The sequence below is a fragment of the Streptomyces pilosus genome (genome assembly GCF_014649835.1).
GTDB lineage: Bacteria > Actinomycetota > Actinomycetes > Streptomycetales > Streptomycetaceae > Streptomyces > Streptomyces pilosus.
Map to the genome: position 1 here is coordinate 570,715 of NZ_BMTU01000001.1, position 14,369 is coordinate 585,083.

General features: G+C 74.1%; 13 protein-coding genes. 6 read left to right on the forward strand and 7 right to left on the reverse strand.

From position 1 onward, the window contains the following. The first annotated feature begins 112 nt into the window (after positions 1 to 112). Positions 113 to 1,741 (forward strand): hypothetical protein, encoded by a 1,629-nt coding sequence (locus tag IE118_RS02635; protein WP_373303153.1) that lies wholly within the window; start codon positions 113 to 115, stop codon positions 1,739 to 1,741. Here the strand turns inward: IE118_RS02635 and IE118_RS02640 are convergent. Then, the gene (locus IE118_RS02640; protein ID WP_189555576.1) at positions 1,695 to 3,749 is read right to left on the reverse strand and encodes a bifunctional glycosyltransferase 87/phosphatase PAP2 family protein; all 2,055 of its coding nucleotides are present in this window, start codon (positions 3,747 to 3,749) and stop codon (positions 1,695 to 1,697) included. The two genes, IE118_RS02635 and IE118_RS02640, sit on opposite strands and share 47 nt — an antisense overlap. A 392-nt stretch (positions 3,750 to 4,141) precedes the next feature. On the opposite strand from IE118_RS02640, the gene IE118_RS02645 reads away from it, so the two are divergent. Then, the gene (locus IE118_RS02645) at positions 4,142 to 5,563 is read left to right on the forward strand and encodes an MFS transporter (protein WP_308431810.1); all 1,422 of its coding nucleotides are present in this window, start codon (positions 4,142 to 4,144) and stop codon (positions 5,561 to 5,563) included. A gap of 79 nt (positions 5,564 to 5,642) precedes the next feature. Next, the gene (locus IE118_RS02650; protein WP_189555577.1) at positions 5,643 to 6,320 is read left to right on the forward strand and encodes an O-methyltransferase; all 678 of its coding nucleotides are present in this window, start codon (positions 5,643 to 5,645) and stop codon (positions 6,318 to 6,320) included. Positions 6,321 to 6,334: 14 nt separating this feature from the next. On the opposite strand, the gene IE118_RS02655 is transcribed toward IE118_RS02650, so the two are convergent. Beyond that, on the reverse strand, positions 6,335 to 6,727 hold the full coding sequence (locus IE118_RS02655; RefSeq protein WP_189555578.1) for a hypothetical protein: 393 nt from the start codon (positions 6,725 to 6,727) through the stop codon (positions 6,335 to 6,337). 82 nt (positions 6,728 to 6,809) lie between these two features. On the opposite strand from IE118_RS02655, the gene IE118_RS02660 reads away from it, so the two are divergent. Continuing rightward, positions 6,810 to 7,244: a DnaJ family domain-containing protein gene (locus IE118_RS02660; RefSeq protein WP_189555579.1), complete on the forward strand. Its 435-nt coding sequence runs from the start codon at positions 6,810 to 6,812 to the stop codon at positions 7,242 to 7,244. Here IE118_RS02660 and IE118_RS02665 read toward each other — a convergent pair. Both IE118_RS02665 and IE118_RS02670 read right to left on the reverse strand, forming a co-directional pair. Next, complete coding sequence (locus IE118_RS02665; RefSeq protein WP_189555580.1) at positions 7,233 to 7,829, reverse strand: hypothetical protein; 597 nt, start codon at positions 7,827 to 7,829, stop codon at positions 7,233 to 7,235. The genes IE118_RS02660 and IE118_RS02665 overlap by 12 nt on opposite strands. Before the next feature lie 5 nt (positions 7,830 to 7,834). Next, positions 7,835 to 8,515: a hypothetical protein gene (locus tag IE118_RS02670; RefSeq protein WP_189555581.1), complete on the reverse strand. Its 681-nt coding sequence runs from the start codon at positions 8,513 to 8,515 to the stop codon at positions 7,835 to 7,837. Positions 8,516 to 8,723: 208 nt separating this feature from the next. Here IE118_RS02670 and IE118_RS02675 point away from each other — a divergent pair, with 208 nt between their 5' ends. Next, positions 8,724 to 9,215, forward strand: a complete 492-nt coding sequence (locus IE118_RS02675; RefSeq protein ID WP_189555582.1) for a GNAT family N-acetyltransferase — start codon at positions 8,724 to 8,726, stop codon at positions 9,213 to 9,215. 5 nt (positions 9,216 to 9,220) lie between these two features. Here IE118_RS02675 and IE118_RS02680 read toward each other — a convergent pair whose 3' ends face one another. Beyond that, positions 9,221 to 11,311, reverse strand: a complete 2,091-nt coding sequence (locus IE118_RS02680; RefSeq protein WP_189555583.1) for an MDR family MFS transporter — start codon at positions 11,309 to 11,311, stop codon at positions 9,221 to 9,223. A gap of 159 nt (positions 11,312 to 11,470) precedes the next feature. On the opposite strand from IE118_RS02680, the gene IE118_RS02685 reads away from it, so the two are divergent. Continuing rightward, the gene (locus tag IE118_RS02685) at positions 11,471 to 12,568 is read left to right on the forward strand and encodes a peptidoglycan-binding domain-containing protein (protein WP_229846643.1); all 1,098 of its coding nucleotides are present in this window, start codon (positions 11,471 to 11,473) and stop codon (positions 12,566 to 12,568) included. Positions 12,569 to 12,837: 269 nt separating this feature from the next. Here the strand turns inward: IE118_RS02685 and IE118_RS02690 are convergent, their stop codons facing one another. Continuing rightward, on the reverse strand, positions 12,838 to 13,500 hold the full coding sequence (locus IE118_RS02690; protein WP_189555585.1) for an HAD-IA family hydrolase: 663 nt from the start codon (positions 13,498 to 13,500) through the stop codon (positions 12,838 to 12,840). A 191-nt stretch (positions 13,501 to 13,691) separates the two neighbouring features. After that, positions 13,692 to 14,273 (reverse strand): TMEM165/GDT1 family protein, encoded by a 582-nt coding sequence (locus tag IE118_RS02695; protein WP_189555586.1) that lies wholly within the window; start codon positions 14,271 to 14,273, stop codon positions 13,692 to 13,694. Between the last annotated feature and the right edge of the window lie 96 nt (positions 14,274 to 14,369).

The window sequence follows — 14,369 nt, forward strand, 5'->3', positions numbered from 1 at the left end:
CGGTCCTCACGGTCGGTGTGCGGTGGCGGGAAGGATACGACGGCGGACCGACACCGCAGCCCCGTGCGTCCCGGCAGTCAACGTCCCCACGCGGATCCACGTCTACGTGGTCGTGCCCCCTGCCGAACTCTCCCTGATCCCGCACGCGGACACGGCCCTCGAGCGGGGGAAGCCTCCGGCGTTCCGCCGGCGTCATCGCGTCCCGCTGATCGCGACGCTCGCCACCCTCCCCCTCTACGCCCTGTGGTGGGGCGTTCTCGCCACCGGGGGCGGAGACCTCGCCGCTCAGGACGCCTGGGCCGACTTCGTCCTGCGGCACGGGAGTTCGGCGTACAACCTGTCGTGGTACGGCGGGACGCACACCGCCAACTACAGTCTGCTGTCGCCGTACTTGATGGCGGTCCTGGGGGTGCGGGGTCTCACCGTGGCGTCCGGCGTCGCCGCCACCTGGATCGCCGCCGTCCTGGTGCGGCGTGTCCGGCCGCGCCGGCCCCTCGCGCCCGCCCTGCTCGCCGCCCTCGCGCTCTGGTGCAACGTCGCCTCCGGGCGGACCACGTTCGCGCTCGGGGTCGCGTTCGGGCTCGCCGCCTGCCTGTTCCTGGGCCGGGAGAAACGTCTCCTCATCGCCGGTGGGTACGCCGCCCTCGCCACCATGGCCTCCCCGGTCGCCGGGCTGTTCCTCGCCGTCGTCGGCGGCGGCTACCTGCTCGACCGGCAGCCCCGGCCCGCCACCGCCCTGCTGCTGCCGCCCGCCGTCGTCGTCGGGGCGACCACGCTCCTCTTCCCCTTCCACGGCGAGCAGCTCATGCCGGCGGCCCGCACGGGGCCGCCCGTGCTCCTCGGGGTCGCCGTCGCGCTGCTCTCCCCGGCCTCCTGGCGCGTGGCCCGGTGGAGCGGCGTCGTCTACGCCGCCGGGACCGTGGTGGTGTACCTCGTCCCCTCCCCCATCGGCACGAACGTCGAGCGGTTCGCCGAGTACGCCGCGCCCGTCGCCCTCCTCACCGCGCTCCTCGCCCAGCCACGACTGCGCGCCCTGCGGCGCGGTCTGCTGGTGGCCGTCCTCGTCCTCTCCGTCGCGTGGACGGGCAGGAAGACCGCCGACGACCTGCAGGTCTCCACGACCGTGCCCGCCTGGGCCGCGCACACCCAGGGGGTCGTCCAGGCCCTCGAGCGGCTCGGTGCCGGCACGGGCCGCGTGGAGGCCGTACCCGCGCGCGACCACCGGGAGGCCACCGTCCTCGCGCCCCGTTTCCACCTGGCGCGCGGCTGGAACCGGCAGCTGGACATGGAGCGGGGGCGGCTGTTCTACGACGGGTCGTTCTCCGCCGCGTCCTACCGGGCGTGGCTGGACCGGTGGGCGGTCGGCTTCGTGGTGCTGCCGAACGGGAAGCCCGACGGGTACGCCGAGGAGGAGGCGGCGCTGGTGCGCCACCGGCGGCCCGACTGGCTGCTGCCGGTCTGGCACGACGCCCACTGGCAGGTCTTCCGGGTGCGGGACGCCGTCCCGCTCGTCTCAGGGCCGGGAGCGGTCGTGCGGATGTCCGGCGCCGATCTGGTGTTGCGGGTGGCGCGGCCGGGGGCGGTGACGGTACGGGTCGCCCACTCGCCGTGGCTGCGCAGCGACGGCGGCGGATGCCTGAGCCGCGCGGGCGAGTTCACGCGGCTGACCGTGCCCGCGGCGGGCGAGTACCGGATCAGCTCGGAGTACGGTCCTTCGCCGGCGCCGACGGTTCGCTGCTGAACTCGGTGGCGGCCACCGCGGTCGTGGCCGCGCGGGGGCCCTGGAGGAGGTAGGTCAGCCCGAAGCCGGCGCCGACGACGAGCGCGCCGCCGGCCGCGTCCAGGATCCAGTGGTTGCCGGTGGCGACGATCGCGGCGGCCGTGAAGAGGGGGTGCAGGAGGCCCAGGACCTTCATCCAGAGCCGGGGCGCGATGATCGCGATGACCAGTCCGCACCACAGGGACCAGCCGAAGTGCAGCGACGGCATCGCCGCGTACTGGTTGGTGAGGTGGGTGAGGGTGCCGTAGTCGGGCTGGGAGAAGTCCTGGACGCCGTGGACCGTGTCGATGATGCCGAGGTCCGGCATGAGGCGGGGCGGGGCGAGCGGGTAGAGCCAGAAGCCGACGAGGGCGAGCAGGGTGGCGAAGCCGAGGGCCGAGCGGGCCCAGCGGTAGTCGACGGGGCGGCGCCAGTACAGCAGGCCCAGCACGGTCAGCGGGACGACGAAGTGGAAGGACGTGTAGTAGAAGTCGAAGAAGTTCCGCAGCCAGCCGATCTTCACCACCGCGTGGTTGACGGCGTGCTCGATGTCCATGTGGAGCAGACGCTCGAGGTCGAGGATCTGCTGCCCGTGCTCCTCGGCGCGGGCGCGGCCCGCCGAGTTGCTGCCGCCGGTCGCGGCGAGCCGGACCTTCGCGTACGCGGCGTAGGTGACGCGGATGAGGAGCAGTTCGAGGAGCAGGTTCGGGCGGATGAGCACCCGGCGCAGGAACGGCAGCAGGGGGACGAACGCGAAGCGGGCCGGGACGGGCGGGGCGTACGGGGTGGGGACGGGGCTGCGGAAGTGGCGGGAGGCGCGGGAGAGGAAGGGGACGGCGGTGGCGGCGGCCAGGGCCGCGAGGAGCACGACGTTGTCCCGCACCGGGTACAGGAACTCCATGTTCGGCAGCATCATCTTCGCCGGCAGCGTCATCACCAGGACCACGGCGACGGGCCACACCATCCGGTCGCGGGCCCGCTTGCCGGCCCGGCCGACGGCGGTGAGCAGCACCCACAGCAGCTGGTGCTGCCACGCGGTCGGGGCGACGGCGATGGCGGCGCAGCCGGTGACGGCGACCGCGAGGAGCAGCTGGCCGTCGTGGGCGTAGCGCACGGCGCGGCGCAGGGCGAGGGCGACGACCGCGGCGCCGAGCAGCAGGAAGACGGCGATCTCCAGGGGGCCTTCGAGGCCGAGGCGGAGCAGGGCGCCGTGCAGGGACTGGTTGGCGAGGGAGTCGGCGGGGCCGCCGAGGCCCACGCCGGCCAGGTGGTGCACCCAGTAGGTGTAGGAGTCGTGGGGCATCGCCGCCCAGGCGAGAGCGGTGACGGCGGCGAAGGTGACGCCGGTGGCCGTGGCGGCCCGGCGGCGGCCGGTGAACCACAGCAGCGGGGCGAAGAGGAGCAGGGTCGGCTGGAGGGCCGCCGCGACGCCGATGAGGGCGCCGCTGACGCGCTGGCCGCGGGCGGCGAAGCAGCCCAGCAGGACGAGCAGGACCGGGATGATGCTGGTCTGGCCGAGCCAGAGGGTGTTGCGCACCGGCAGGGACAGCACCAGCAGGCTGATGGCGACGGGCGCGGCGAGGATCGCGGTGCGGCGGCCGACCGGCTGGGGCAGCGCGCGGGCCGCGACCAGGCCGAGGGCGACGACCAGCAGCAGCGTGCCGAAGGTCCAGCCCCAGCCGAGGGCCTGTTCGGCGGTGCGGGTGAGGGGTTTGAGCACGAGCCCGGCCAACGGGGTGCCGGTGAACTGGGTCGAGTCGTAGAGGGACCCTCTGACGTGCAGGACGCCCTCGGGGCCCACCCAGGTCTCCAGGGTCGTCAGGCGTTCCCCGCTGGGGGTGGTGAGGACGGCGGCGACCTGCCGTACGGCGAGGACCGCGGCGAGCAGCCACAGGGCCAGGCGCGCCGCGCGCAGCCGTGCCCGGGTGCCGTCGACGGCCGTCGCCCCGAGTGCCTCCGTCGGTCGTCCACCGTGCTCCGCGTTCGCCACGCCTCGTCGGCCTCCCGCCCCGTTTCGCCCCGTGCGTCCCGTACGTGGGGATCCGCTCCGCGCGTCCTGTGCGGCCCGCGGCCCCCCTGGAGGGGGACGCAGGAAACCGCGGCTTCACCTGACGTCCCGCTCACTTTTGTCCGCATGACGATAGTCCGCGGCGGGTCGCGTCGCCCGCGGGTGGCGCGAGAAGCATCACAACGAGTGTGCGCCCGGGACGACCGCCGACGGCGCCGCGTCCCTGCACACGCGGCATTTGTGTGCAGTATGCAGCTATTCGCATACCGCCCGTAGGGGGACGGACAGCGCCTATCGTCGCTTGCTCGGCCCGCCCGCCAGTGCCGCCGCGCGGACCCGTCCCCGTCCCCGTCGAAAGGCAGGCGAGCGAAGTCTTGCCGACTGTCCAGGTCGCCACTCACCGCGCCGTCCCCGGTCCCGCCGGTTCTCCGTCGCCGGAGCGGACCGGTTCCGCGCAGGCACCCGCCCCCACCGTCACCGACCCCGCGCTCGTCCGGCGTGCCGTGAAGGCGGCCGCCCTGGGCAACGCGATGGAGTGGTTCGACTTCGGTGTCTACAGCTACCTCGCCGTCACGCTCGGCAAGGTGTTCTTCCCCTCGGGCAACCCCACCGCCCAGCTGCTGTCCACGTTCGGCGCCTTCGCGGCGGCCTTCCTGGTCCGCCCGCTCGGCGGCCTGGTGTTCGGTCCGCTCGGTGACCGGGTGGGGCGGCAGAAGGTCCTCGCCCTCACGATGATCATGATGGCGGCGGGCACCTTCGCCATCGGCCTGATCCCCTCCTACGCCGCGATCGGTGTGGGCGCGCCGGTCCTGCTGCTGGCGGCCCGTCTGGTGCAGGGCTTCTCCACCGGCGGCGAGTACGCCGGCGCCTCCACGTTCATCGCCGAGTACGCCCCCGACCGGCGGCGCGGCTTCCTCGGCAGCTGGCTGGAGTTCGGCACGCTCGCCGGGTACATCGCCGGCGCGGGCCTGGTCACGCTGATGACCGCGCTGCTGTCGCCGGCGGACCTGCTGTCGTGGGGCTGGCGCGTCCCGTTCCTGATCGCCGGTCCGATGGGCGTCGTCGGCCTCTACCTGCGGATGCGCCTGGAGGAGACCCCGGCCTTCGCGGCGGAGGTCGCCAAGGCCGGGCACGAGCGCCCGAAGGTGCCGCTGCGGGAGATGGTCACCGGCCAGTGGCGCGCGCTGCTGCTCTGCGTGGGCCTGGTGCTGGTCTTCAACGTCACCGACTACATGCTGCTGTCGTACATGCCGAGCTTCCTCACCGGCGAGCTGGGCTACGACGCGACCCACGGCCTGGTCGTCGTGCTCGGTGTGATGGTGCTGATGATGGTGGCCCAGCCGTTCGTGGGCCTGCTGACCGACCGGATCGGCCGGCGTCCGGTGATCGCGGCCGGCTGCGCCGGGTTCCTGCTGCTGTCCGTACCGGCGCTGCTGCTGGTCCGCGACGGCTCCCTGCTCGCGGTGGCCGGGGGGCTCGGCGCGCTCGGCCTGCTCCTGGTCTGCTTCACCGCGGCCATGCCGTCCGCGCTGCCCGCGCTGTTCCCCACCCGGGTGCGCTACGGCTCGCTGTCGATCGGCTTCAACGTCTCGGTGTCCCTGTTCGGCGGCACGACCCCGCTGGTGGTCACGGCCCTGATCGGCGCGACCGGGGACGTGATGATGCCCGCCTACTACATGATGGCCGCGGCCGTGATCGGCGGGTTCGCGGTGTGGCGGATGACCGAGTCGGCGGGCCGCCCGCTGCCGGGCTCACCGCCGTCGGTGGAACCCGGGAAACACCGGGAGAACGCCTGACCGGGGGTCGCCGGGCGGCGTATCTTCGGGAACGGGATCGGTGGGAACGACTCATCGGCCGCACGGAAGGCACGGGTGGATGGGCGAGTCGCAGCTCTGGCACGCGGTGGACGGCTACTTCGCCGACCGTCTCCTGACCGAGGCCCCCGACGAGGCGCTGACGGCCGCCCTGCGCGACAGCGACGCCGCCGGCCTCCCGCCGATCTCCGTGTCCCCCGTGGCGGGCAAACTGCTCCAGCTCCTCGCCCAGGTGCGGGGCGCCCGCAGCATCCTGGAGATCGGCACGCTCGGCGGCTACAGCACCATCTGGCTGGGCCGCGCCCTCCCCGCCGACGGACGGCTGATCTCCCTGGAGTACGACGCCCGGCACGCCGAGGTCGCCGTCCGCAACATCGCCCGCGCGGGACTCGCCCGGCAGGTCGAGGTGCGGGTGGGAGCGGCACTGGACTCGCTGCCCGCGCTGGCCGACGAGAACATGCCCCCGTTCGACCTGGTCTTCATCGACGCCGACAAGGTCAACAACCCGCACTACGTGGAGTGGGCGCTCAGGCTGACCGGCGCGGGCGCCCTCATCGTGCTGGACAACGTGGTCCGGGGCGGCCGGGTGGCCGACCCGGACAACACCGATCCGGACGTGGTGGGCACCCGCGCCGCCCTCGACATGATCGGCAGCCACCCCCGGCTCACGGGGACGGCGATCCAGACGGTCGGCACCAAGGGCTACGACGGTTTCGCCCTGGCGAGGGTGCTGGCCTGAGCACCGCGCAGGCCTCAGACCTCGTGGTAGAAGCCCACGTTGACGCTGCGCGGGGCGGTGCGGTCGTGGATGACGACCTCGCCGCTGCCGCCGCGGGGCAGCGCGACGGAACCGCCGTAGGCGACCGGGTGGACGTACTCCCCGATGGTCAGCCGCACCTCGGAGGACGGCTCCGGCAGCGAACCGCGCAGCCAGGTCAGCTGCCAGGTGCCGTCCTGCGCGCAGGAGAACTCCAGGTGGACGCGCGAGACGAACAGCCAGTCGTCCGGCGTCGAGAGCCGGCACAGCGACCTGTCCCGGCCCACCCGCAGCAGGGCGCCCGGCTCGCTGGGCGCGTCGGCCATGAGCATCCCGGCCGTGGCACCCGCTTCCGCCGCGGACACCGCGGCCATGGTGAGTTCGAGCACCTGCTCCTCCTGAGACCCTGAGACGCCCATCGCCGCCGAATGATAAAACGCCCGGGAGGACGGTGTCCGGCACAATGGACGCATGACCGAGCGAAAGCCACCCGGCGTCGACTTCGAGAGCTGGGTCGACAAGCAGATCCGTGACGCCGACGCGCGCGGGGAGTTCGAACGGCTGGCGGGCGCGGGGAAGCCGCTGCCCCGCGAGGTCGAGAGCACCTACGACGAACTGTGGTGGGTGAAGCGGAAGATGGCCCGGGAGGGCTTCTCGGTGCTGCCGCCGACGCTGGCCCTGCGCAAGGAGGCCGAGGACGCGCTGGAGGCGGCCTACGCCGCTCCCTCGGAGCGGATCGTCCGGAAGATTCTCACGGAGATCAACGCCCGGATCAGCGAGATGATGTTCAAGCCGCCGCCCGGCCCCCCGCTGGGAAAGAAGCCGTACGACGTCGAGGACGTCGTACGGCAGTGGCGGGAGCGCCGGGCGGCGCGGGGCGGGCCGGGCGCCGGCTCAGACGTGTAGCAGCCGGTCCGCCAGTTCGCGGTAGTCCCGCAGGGCCAGACGCAGTTGCTCGGTGTCGGTCGCCGCGGCGGCCTGCCCGTCGCCGGGTCCCGCGGTGCCCGCGGTCTCCCAGGACCTGCGCAGGGTGCGGCGCCGCTCGGCCACGGCCTCCGCGAAGCGGTCGGCCAGCTCCCGCAGGACGTCGTCGGCCTCCTGCACGGCCTCGCGCGGCGCGTCGACGAACCCGGCCACCGCGTGCTGCAACTGCGCGGCGAGCTGGTCGGTGTCGTCGTGCGGGAGGAGACGGTCGTGAGTGCCGGAGCCGAGGGCGGAGCCGGAGCCGCTCGCGCCGCCGTGCTGGGCATGGGCGAGGGTGTGGGTGCCGGTGTCGGTGCCGGTCGCCGCCGCGGGCTTGCCGGCGTCCGTCGCGGTCGTCCGGTCCCGGCCGGGGCCGGTCGGCGGGGTGTCACCGGAACGCGGGTGCGGAGCGGTGTGCGGGATGTCGGCGCCGCGGCCGGTGTCCTGGGCGGTGCGCGGTGTGCCCTCGTCGAGGGGGGCGCCCCCGGTGAGGGGCGTGCCTCCGGGGCGTCGGGTCACGTCGGTCATGTCGTTCAGCTCTCCTTCGCCTGGCGCCGGTTGAGCAGGGACGGCGTGTGGTGGCCGCGCCGGGCGGCCGGGGTGGCACGGTCGCTCTCGCCGGTGTGGCGTCCGCCGTGGCGTCCGTCCTCGTGCCGGGAGGGGCGTACCAGTTCCTCGAACAGGGCGCGGGCCTCGACCATCGCCTCGCGCATCTCCTCGGTGCCCGCGCCGCCGTCCTGCGCGCCGTGGGCGCGCGCCTGGGCCACGCGGTGCACGCGCCGGTAGCCCTCGACGTGGTGGGCGTGGTGCACGGACAGGGCGGACACCTGGTCCTCGTAGTGCCCGTCGGCGGGGAAGCCGCGGACGCCCGCCAGTTCGGCGATCAGCCGGTCCGCCTCGGCGACGGCGTCGCGCGGGGACTCGACGAACCGCTCCTGCGCGGCCGTCCAGCGCGCCTCGAAACGCTCGCGCTCGGCGGACTCCAGCGGCCGTACGCGCAGGTCGCCGTGGCGCTCCACGCGCTCGGCGAGTTCCCGCTCGGCGGCCCTGGAGTCCCCGTCGTGCCGCGCGAGGGCACGGTCGTACTCGGGCCCGAAGCGCCGCTTCAGGCCCGTGCCGTGCCGCGAGCCACGGTTACGCAGGGTCAACACGGCCGCGACGGCGACAACGACCGCGACAATCACGATCAACGCAATGATCAGGCCAGTGGACATGGATGCCTTCCGGGTTCTCGGCCCAACCGGCACTCCTCGCGAGCCGGTTCGTTCCCTTCGTGTTGCCCGATGCTCCACGCACAAACTGCGCGGCACAGAAGCCCGTTGCCGCCCGGCCGGAGCGGGGAGCGGGGCGGCCGGCCCGGCACGGCCCCCACCGGCATATTCGCTTGCGCGACCGCCACCCGGGCCGTCGAGAATGCGCCGCATGACCTGGACCGTCGCCCCGGAACCGTACGACTCCCCCGTCGCCGCCGCCCTGTGGCGGGCGTACTACACGGAGGTCAGCGACCGCTGGTACCTCCTGCACGAGGGGCGCCGGACCGATCCGGCGGAGCTGGAGCGCGAGATCGCGGCCGGCGCCGAGGGCGGTCTCGTGCCGCCCCGCGGGGAACTGCTGGTCGGGCGGTACGCGGGTGAGGCGGCCGGGTGCGCGGGCTTCCGGCTGCTGGACGGCGTGACGGCCGAGCTGACCCGGGTCTTCCTGTACGAGGGGATGCGGGGCCGGGGCGGTGCGGCGCGGCTGGTGCGGGCGGCCGAGGACGCGGCCCGTGCGGCGGGCGCGACCCGGATGGTCCTCGACACGCGCGGGGACCTCGTGGAGGCGCGGGCCCTGTACGCCCGGCTGGGGTACGCGGAGACCCCGCCGCACAACGCCCAGCCGTACGCCGAGCACTGGTTCGCCAAGGGACTCGGCTGACGGGCTCAGCCGGGCGGGGCCGCCGCGCGCGCGTCGTGCGGGCGTTCGCCGCGTGAGCCGCACAGCTCGTCGTTCAGCTCGTGCACCAGCTGCACCAGGTCGGTCGGGCGGTCCGGCCCCCACCAGTCGCCCAGCAGCTCGGCCAGGGACTCCTCACGGGCCCGAGCCAGGCGTTCGCTCACCTCGCGGCCCTCGTCGGTCAGCACCATGTCGACACCCCGGCGCACGGCGAGGTGCCGGATCTCGATCTGCCGGGTGGCCTCCAGGACGACGTTCAGCGGCACGGGATTGCGTTCGGCGAGCCGGGCCGGTTCGACCGAGCCGTGCCGGCGCATCCGCAGCAGCAGCCAGCTCGCCGCGGGCAGCAGGTCGTAGCCCGCACGGTCGGTGATCTTCTGGTAGATCTCGCGCCGCCCCTCGCGTGTGCCGAGCACCGACAGCGCACGGCACACCTCGTCGTACGAGGACCGCTCGACGGGGTTGCTGGCGAGCGTCTCGGTCACGTCGGGCGCGGTCACGGAGGCCCGCAGCTTGTCCTCCTTGAGGAACCAGGCCAGCGCGAAGCCGAGGAGGGCGACGGGCACGGCGTAGAGGAAGACGTCGGTGATGGCGACGGAGTAGGCGTCGAGCGCCGGCGGCCGCAGGGACGGCGGCAGGGCGGCGATGCCGCGCGGGTCGGCCTCCAGCGTCCCGGTGGAGACGCCGGGCGGGAGCGGCGTGTCGCGGAAGGCGGCCGTGAGCTCGTCGCCGAGGCGGCCCGCGAAGAGCGCGCCGAAGACGGCGACGCCGAACGAGGCGCCGATGGAGCGGAAGAACGTCGCGCCGGAGGTGGCGACGCCGAGGTCCTCGTAGGAGACGGCGTTCTGCACGATCAGCACCAGGACCTGCATCACCAGGCCCAGCCCGAGGCCGAACACGAAGAAGTAGACGCTCATCAGCGCGGTGGAGCTGTGCGCGTCGAGCTGGTGGAGCAGCAGCAGGCCCACGGCGGTCACGCCGGTGCCCGCGATCGGGAACACCTTCCAGCGGCCGGTGCGGCTGACGATCTGCCCGGAGCCGGTGGAGGACAGCAGCATGCCCGCCACCATCGGCAGCATGTGCACGCCGGACAGGGTGGGGGTGATCCCGTGGACCACCTGGAGGAAGGTCGGCAGGTACGTCAGCGCGCCGAACATGGCGAAGCCGACGATGAAGCTGATCACGGCGGAGAGCGTGAAGGTGCGCAGGCGGAACAGCTTCAGCGGCAGTACGGGTTCGGCGGCCCGGCGCTCGACGGCCACGAAGGCGACGGCGAGGACGGCGCCGAGCACCGCGAGCCCGATGATCTGGGGCGAGGCCCAGGCCCAGGTGGTGCCGCCGAGGGAGGCGACCAGCACCAGGCAGGTGGCGACGGAGGCGATGAGGAAGGTGCCGAGGTAGTCGATGACGTGCTTGGTGGACCTGCGCGGGATGTGCAGCACCGCCGCGATCACGGCGAGCGCGACGATGCCGACGGGGACGTTGATGTAGAACACCCAGCGCCAGCTCCAGTGTTCGGTGAGCACTCCGCCGAGCAGCGGTCCGAGCACGCTGGTCGCGCCGAACACGGCCCCGAACAGGCCCTGGTAGCGGCCGCGTTCGCGGGGCGGCACGAGGTCGCCGACGATCGCCATGGACAGCACGATCAGCCCGCCGCCGCCCAGCCCCTGGAGCGCGCGGAACCCGATCAGCTGCGGCATGTCCTGCGCGGCGCCGCACAGCGCGGAACCCACCAGGAAGATCACGATGGCGAGCTGGAAGAGGCGTTTGCGTCCGTACTGGTCGCCGAGCTTGCCCCACAGGGGGGTCGCGGCGGTGGAGGCCAGCAGATAGGCGGTGACCACCCAGGAGAGGTGCTCCAGGCCGCCGAGGTCGCTGACGATGGTGGGCAGGGCGGTGGAGACGATGGTCTGGTCGAGGGCGGCGAGCAGCAGGCCGAGCAGCAGGGCGCCGATCGAGACGAGGACGTTGCCGGACACGTGCTCCCGGTCGCCGTCGCCGGCGGCCGGCGGTCCGGCGCGGTGTGCGGGCTGCCTGTCGCTCGTCCTCGGCGCCGTACCGTGCGCGTCGCCGGCCATACGGACCTCCACGGGTTTCTCGTTTCCCGTCCATCGTGATCGGTGTGACCCGTTATGGCCTGTCGAGTCCTGCCGGAAGCTCGCATTCCGGGGGCGCGCGGACCGGCCTGTGAAGAAGATCTGCATAATCCTTGGAGTTCGCGAGGGGAGGGACCACACGTGGAACAGCCGAGGAAGAACCCGTGCCCGGAGTGCGGTGCGCCCAGGAACAGGGACAGCACGCCTTCCTGTGCCTGCACGCTGCGTGCGTCCGACGCCCTCCGCGACGCGCGCACGGCCGAGGCCGCGGCGGCGGAGGACTTCGATCCCCTGCGCATCCGGCCGTATGTCGAGCTGGAGGGCGAGAGCGGGCGCGGTACGCCGGACGGGGCCCGCGTGCACCCGGGCGCGGCCCCGCCGGCGGGCGCCGGCCCGGCCGGGCCCGGCGCCGCGGGGGCGCCCGACGAGACGATGCCGTTGCGCGCCGTCCCGCCGGAGGCGGCGGCACCCGGCGGGACGGACGCGACGTCGGCGCTGCCGACGCCCCTCGGGCCGGCGACGACACGGCCGAGCGCCACGGACCTGGACCTGTTCGACGCCACGCAGCCGATCGCGCCCGTGCCGGCCGGGCACGCCGCGCCGGAGGAGGACGGGACACCGCCGCGCAGGCGTCGGCGGGGGGCGATGTTCGCGGTCGCCGGCGCCGTCGTCCTCGTGGTCGGGGCCGCGGGGTGGGCGAGCGGGATGTTCACGTACGAGACGCCGTCCCGTGACGGCGCGGCGCCGGAGGAGGTGCGGGCGAGCGTCCCGGACCCGTCGTCCGGCGCGCCGTCCGAGGAGCCGACGGCCACCGCCTCGTCCGCCTCGCCGACGTCGTCCGCCTCCCCGTCGGACTCCCCGTCCGCGAGCGCGAGCGACTCGGCCTCGCCGTCGCCCTCGGCGTCCAGCGCCTCGCCGACCCCGTCGGCACCGGCCGAACCGTCCCCGACCCCGACGAGCGCCTCCCCGTCCGCTGACTCCTCCGAGGAGTCCGGCGAGGACGACGACGCCGGCTTCGTCCCGGTGCTGCGCCGCGGCGACCGCGGCCCGGAGGTCACCGAACTCCAGCGGCGCCTGAACCAGCTGTACCTGTACAACGACGACATCAACGGCCAGTTCACCCGCCGCGTCGAAGAGGCCCTGCGCAACTACCAGTGGTCCCGCGGCGTCCGCGAGGAGCTGGGCGTCTACGGCCCCCAGACCCGCTCCCGCCTGGAGTCGGAGACCCGCGAGCCGTGAGCACGGGGCCCGGGAACCGCTGAGGCGCGCACGCCGGCGCGGCAGCCGCGAGCCGCGGTTCCCGCGGGCGGCCCGGGCGCCCACGCCCGGGGACCTCCCCGCACGGGAACGGCGCGACACCGGGCCGCGCCCGCACGGCGCGCGGGTCCGGCGCGGCGGGGAGCCGGCGGCCACCCGGACGCCCCACCGTCCACGACGGACACCGGGACGGGCACGGGCACGGGCACGGGCACGGCGGGCACGGCGGGCCCACCGCGCCGAGACGCCGGCTATGCCGTGACGTGCAGGCTGATCGTGCCGTCCGGGTTCGGCTCGACCCGTACCCGGGTCAGGTCGCGGACGACCACGTCCGGGGCGTGGAAGGCGGCGCGGGGGCCGATGCCCACCACGCGCATGCCGGCCGCGCGGCCGGCGGCGATGCCCGCGCCGGAGTCCTCGAAGACCACGCAGTCGGCCGGGTCGACGCCCAGTTCGGCCGCGCCCTTCAGGAAGCCCTCGGGGTGGGGCTTGCTCGCGCCGACGGACTCCGCCGTCACCCGGACGTCCGGCTGCGTCAGCCCGGCGGCGGCCATCCGCGCCGTCGACAGGGCGACGTCGGCGGAGGTCACCAGGGCGTGCGGCAGGCCCTGGAGGGAGGCGAGGAAGTCGCGGGCGCCCGGCACCTGGACGACGCCCTCGGTGTCGGCGGTCTCCTCGGCCAGCATGCGGGCGTTGTCGGCGTGGTTCTGCTCCATGGGGCGGTCGGGCAGCAGCAGGGCCATCGAGGCGTAGCCCTGGCGCCCGTGCACGACCTTCATGACCTCGTCGCCGTCGAGCCCGTTGCGGTCGGCCCAGCGCCGCCAGACGCGCTCGACCGAGGCGTCCGAGTTGACGAGGGTGCCGTCCATGTCCAGCAGGAGGGCGCGGGCGGTGAGTACGGCGGTGGCCGTCATCGGCAGCTCCAGAGCGCGAGGGGTCCGGTCGAGGGGACCAAGGCGGCCCCGCCCGCCGGTCAGGGAAAACGGGCGGGAGCCACTTTGTTCATCCACGGTACAAAATCCACCCCGCATCCCGCCAGCGGGTTCACCGAGCGTTCACCGACACGTCGGCCCGCGGCCGCCCCGCGGGGCGGCCGCGGCGGGCGTCAGGCGGTCACCGCCTCCCACAGGCTCCACACGCCGAGGCCCAGCATCAGCAGCGCCGCGATCCGCGTGATCAGCTTCAGCGGGACCCGCTTCATCAGCGCCTTCCCGCCGACGATGCCGAGTCCCGCCACCGACCACAGCGCGAGCACCGCGCCCAGTCCCACGGAGAGCGGGTCGTCGTAGCGGGCGGCGAGGTTGGCCGTCATGATCTGCGTCAGATCGCCGAACTCGGCGACGAGGATCAGCATGAAGCCCGCCCCGGAGACCTTCCAGAAGCTCTGGTCCTCCGGCTTGCGGATCTCCTCCTCGTCGTCGTCCTTCTTGAGCAGCAGCACCGCCGCGCCGCCCAGGAACAGCGCGCCCGTGACGGCGTGCACGATCTGCTGCGGCAGCAGGGTGAGGACGCTGCCGGCCGCCACGGCGAGGGCGACGTGCACGGCGAAGGCGGCGGCGACACCGGCGAAGACGTACGAGGCGCGGTAGCGGGTGCCGAGGACGAGACCGGCGAGGGCGGTCTTGTCCGGCAGTTCGGCGAGGAAGACGACGCCGAAGACGACGGCCGTCACGGTCAGGCTGATCAACGGTTCCTCAATCGGTCGGGGCTGCCCCACCGAGAGTGCTGCGCGATTTCACGGGACACCTCGGCACGGCAGCGCACACGGCACCCGCGCCGAGGG

Coding starts and splice junctions, on each gene's coding strand:
- IE118_RS02650 (WP_189555577.1), top strand. CDS start 5,643: ATGGGCGAGTCGCAGCTCTGGCACGCGGTGGACGGCTACTTCGCCGAC.
- IE118_RS02660 (WP_189555579.1), top strand. CDS start 6,810: ATGACCGAGCGAAAGCCACCCGGCGTCGACTTCGAGAGCTGGGTCGAC.
- IE118_RS02665 (WP_189555580.1), bottom strand. CDS start 7,829: ATGACCGACGTGACCCGACGCCCCGGAGGCACGCCCCTCACCGGGGGC.
- IE118_RS02670 (WP_189555581.1), bottom strand. CDS start 8,515: ATGTCCACTGGCCTGATCATTGCGTTGATCGTGATTGTCGCGGTCGTT.
- IE118_RS02675 (WP_189555582.1), top strand. CDS start 8,724: ATGACCTGGACCGTCGCCCCGGAACCGTACGACTCCCCCGTCGCCGCC.
- IE118_RS02680 (WP_189555583.1), bottom strand. CDS start 11,311: ATGGCCGGCGACGCGCACGGTACGGCGCCGAGGACGAGCGACAGGCAG.
- IE118_RS02690 (WP_189555585.1), bottom strand. CDS start 13,500: ATGACGGCCACCGCCGTACTCACCGCCCGCGCCCTCCTGCTGGACATG.